The organism is Streptomyces sp. NPDC102274 (assembly GCF_044766385.1).
Taxonomy (GTDB): domain Bacteria; phylum Actinomycetota; class Actinomycetes; order Streptomycetales; family Streptomycetaceae; genus Streptomyces.
The window spans coordinates 1-3,543 of the sequence record NZ_JBIWLW010000119.1; the positions used below are offsets into that span (position 1 = coordinate 1).

The 3,543-nt window shown below is 70.1% G+C and carries 1 protein-coding gene; it reads left to right on the top strand.

Annotation, left to right across the window (positions count from 1 at the left end):
- Positions 1-3,543 (top strand): condensation domain-containing protein (locus tag ACIRQP_RS42225; RefSeq protein ID WP_403900759.1); only part of this gene is annotated, 3,543 nt, incomplete at both ends.

Here is a 3,543-nt window from a genome sequence, read left to right on the forward strand (position 1 = left end):
TTCTTCTCCCTGGGCGGGGACTCGATCCTGAGCATCCAGGTGGTCTCACGGGCCAGGCAGGCAGGGCTGGAGCTGTCGTCGCGCGATGTGTTCGCCCGGCAGACGATCGCCGACCTCGCCGCCGTGGCGGGCTCGGTCGGGGCCGGTGCCACCGTGCTGGCGGAACAGGGCACGGTCACGGGGGAGGTCGGAACCACACCTATCAGGGAGTGGTTCTTCGCAACCCACCCCGTGGTGCCCGAACACTTCAATATGGCAACGGAGTTCACCCCGGCTCCCGGTACCGACCCGGCCGTGCTGCGGCGCGCGCTCGCCGCCGTACTGGAACAGCACGACGCACTGCGGACGGTCTTCGCCCGCCGCGGACCACAGCACTGGACCGCGCGGATCGAGCCCCGGCTCGACCTGGACGCCGTGTTCACGATCCACGAGCTCCCGGGCGGACCCGCTGACGGGCCCGGCGGTGATCCCGAGGCCGGACAGCGCGGCGGACCGGACGACGGGTCCGCCGTGGCCGCGGACGCCGTCTGGAAGGAACTGACGCGGCGCGCGCAGGCGTCCTTCGACCTCGAACGCGGCCCGCTCATCCGCGTACTCGTCGGCGTCCCGGCCGGCGGCCACCATGCCTCGCGTGTCCTGATCGCCGTGCACCATCTGACGATGGACGGGGTGTCCTGGCGCATCCTGCTGGACGACCTCGCCAGCGCCCACGCCCAGGCCCGCGAAGGCCGCCCCATCGATCTGGGGGCCAAGACCACCTCCGTACGCCAGTGGGCGAAGCGCCTGGCGGAACACACCGCGCGAGGTGGTTTCGATACCCAGCGTGACTACTGGCGATCCGTTGTGGACGGTGCGCACAGCGCCATCCCGGTCGACATGCCGGACGGGGACGACACCGTCGCCGGCCAGGAGACGCTGGCGGTGACGCTCGACGCCGAGCAGACGGAGGCGCTGCTGCACCAGGTCCCGCCGGTGTACCGGACGCGGGTGAACGACGTACTGCTGACGGCCCTCGCCCGCACCCTGCGTACCTGGACCGGGCACGACCGGACAGCCGTGAATCTGGAAGGGCACGGCCGCGAGGATCTTTTCGACGACATCGATCTGACACGTACGGTCGGGTGGTTCACGTCCATCCACCCGATTGCGCTCGCACTGGCCGACGACTGGGCGTCGGACATCAAGGCGGTGAAGGAGCAGCTCCGAGCCGTCCCCGACCGGGGCATAGGGCACGGCGCCCTGCGCCACCTCACCACGGGCCGGGGAGCGGACGGCATCGGCGCCATCGAGCCGCGGGTCAGCTTCAACTACCTCGGCCAGCTCGACGGACTGGCGGGCCGGCACGATCTGTACCGGTCGATGACGCTCAACCCCGGCGGCGAGTTCGGTCCGGCCGAAGCCCGTCCGCACGAGCTGGATGTGATCGGGGAGGTACGAGCCGGCCGGCTCACCCTGACCTGGTCCTATGCGCGGTCCCGTTACCACCGGAGCACCATCGAGCGGCTCGCGGCGGACATGGCCGACGAGCTGCGTGCCTTCCTGCGGCACTGCGCGGAGCCGGGCGCGGGTGGTCGTACGCCGTCCGACTTCCCGCTCGCCGCCCTCGATCAGATCGAGGTGGACCGGCTGGTCCGTGGCGGCGACGGCAGCGGGATCGAGGACGTCTATCCCTTGACGGCACTCCAGGCTGGCATGGTCTTCCACGCGCTGGCGGAGCCGGAGTCGCCCGCGTACCTCGAACAGTTCTCCTTCGTGCTCCAGGGCGCACGCGATCCCGAGGCACTCGGGCGCGCCTGGCAGCGGGTGGTGGAGCGGTCGGACGCGCTACGGGCGTCGGTGGTCTGGCGGGACATCGGCGCTCCGGTGCAGGTGGTGCATCGCGCGGTGACGCTCCCGGTGCGCGTTCTGGACTGGTCGCGCCTGAACGAACCCGAACGAGCCGTCGCGTTGGGCGAGTTGCTCGCCGAGGACCGGGCGCGGGGGATCGATCTCGAATCCCCGCCCCTGATGCGACTGGTGCTGATTCGGCTCGCCGCCGACAGGATCCGGGTGGTGTGGACCTTCCACCATCTGCTGCTGGACGGTTGGAGCACGGCCGCGCTGCTCTCCGACGTGATCGCCGAATACGCGTCTCTCACTGGCACGGGCACGGGTACGGGTACGGATACAGCCACGGATACGGGCAGCGACAATGGGCCGGCATCCGGGGTGGACAGGGGCCCCTTCCGGGACTATCTCGCCTGGCTTTCAGCGCGCGACCGGCACACCGGCCGGTCCTTCTGGCGTGAGCGGCTGGCCGGATTCACCGAGCCGACGGCGCTCCCGTACGACCGGACCCCCCTGGGCAGGGCAAGCCATGGACAGTCCACGGAACGGGTCTCGCTCGCCGTCTCCGATCAGCTCTCCGCGCAGGTCACGGCCTTTGCCCGGCTGAACGGCCTCACACTCAACGCCGTGGTGCAGGGTGCGTGGGCGTTGCTGCTGTCGCAGTACGCGGGTTCGTCCGATGTGGTGTTCGGCACGACGGTGTCGGGACGTCCGGCGGATCTGCCGGGGGCCGAGGACATCCTCGGGCTGTTCATCAACACCCTCCCCGTCCGGGTGCAGGTCGAATCCGGGCTGCCGGTGGCGGAATGGCTCGGCGGTCTTCAGGCCGCACAGGTCGAGGCGCGTCGGTACGAGGAGATCGCGCTGAGCGATCTGGAGACCGAACTGCCCACGGGAACCGCCCTCTTCGACAGTCTTCTCGTCTTCGAGAACTACCCCATCGACACCGATGAAGCCGAGCGGTTCGGCCTTTCGCTCCGCGATATCGAGGTCACGGAGACCACCAACTACCCCCTGGCACTCACCGCGTACGCGGGTGACCGGCTGAGCTTCGACCTCGGCTACGACCCCGCGCGGTTCGACGCCGACACGGCGCGTCGCCTCATGGCACAAGTGGAGCACCTCCTCCATGCGCTCACCGTCGGACCGGACACCCGGGTGGGGGCGCTGCCGCTGCTGCCGGACGACGAACGGGAACGGCTGGTACGGGGCTGGAGCGCCGGCGGCGGGCCCATCCCCACCGACCTGTCGGTCGTTGACGCCTTCGCGCGGCGCGCGGGCGGCTCACCGGGCGCGGTGGCCGTGGAGTGCGGTGATGTCTCCCTGACATACAGGCAGTTGGACTTGCGGGCCGATCGGCTGGCGAGGGTCCTCGCGGAGCGTGGTGTGGGTGTCGAGTCGCGCGTCGGGCTGCTGTTGGAGCGGTCGGTCGATGTGGTCGTGGCCATGCTGGCGGTGCTGAAGGCGGGCGGGGCGTACGTCCCGTTGCATGCCGGGTATCCGGATGAGCGGATACGGCAGGTGCTGGGCCGGAGCGGTGCGCTCGTAGTGGTCACGGACCGGACGGTGGACGCGATCGGTGGGGTGCCGTCGGTGCGCGTGGATGCTGAGCCGGTGGGTGGTGTGGTGCTTCCGGTGGGGGTGTCTGCTGGTTCGTTGGCGTATGTGATGTTTACGTCGGGGTCGACGGGTGTGCCGAAGGGTGTGGCGGTGTCG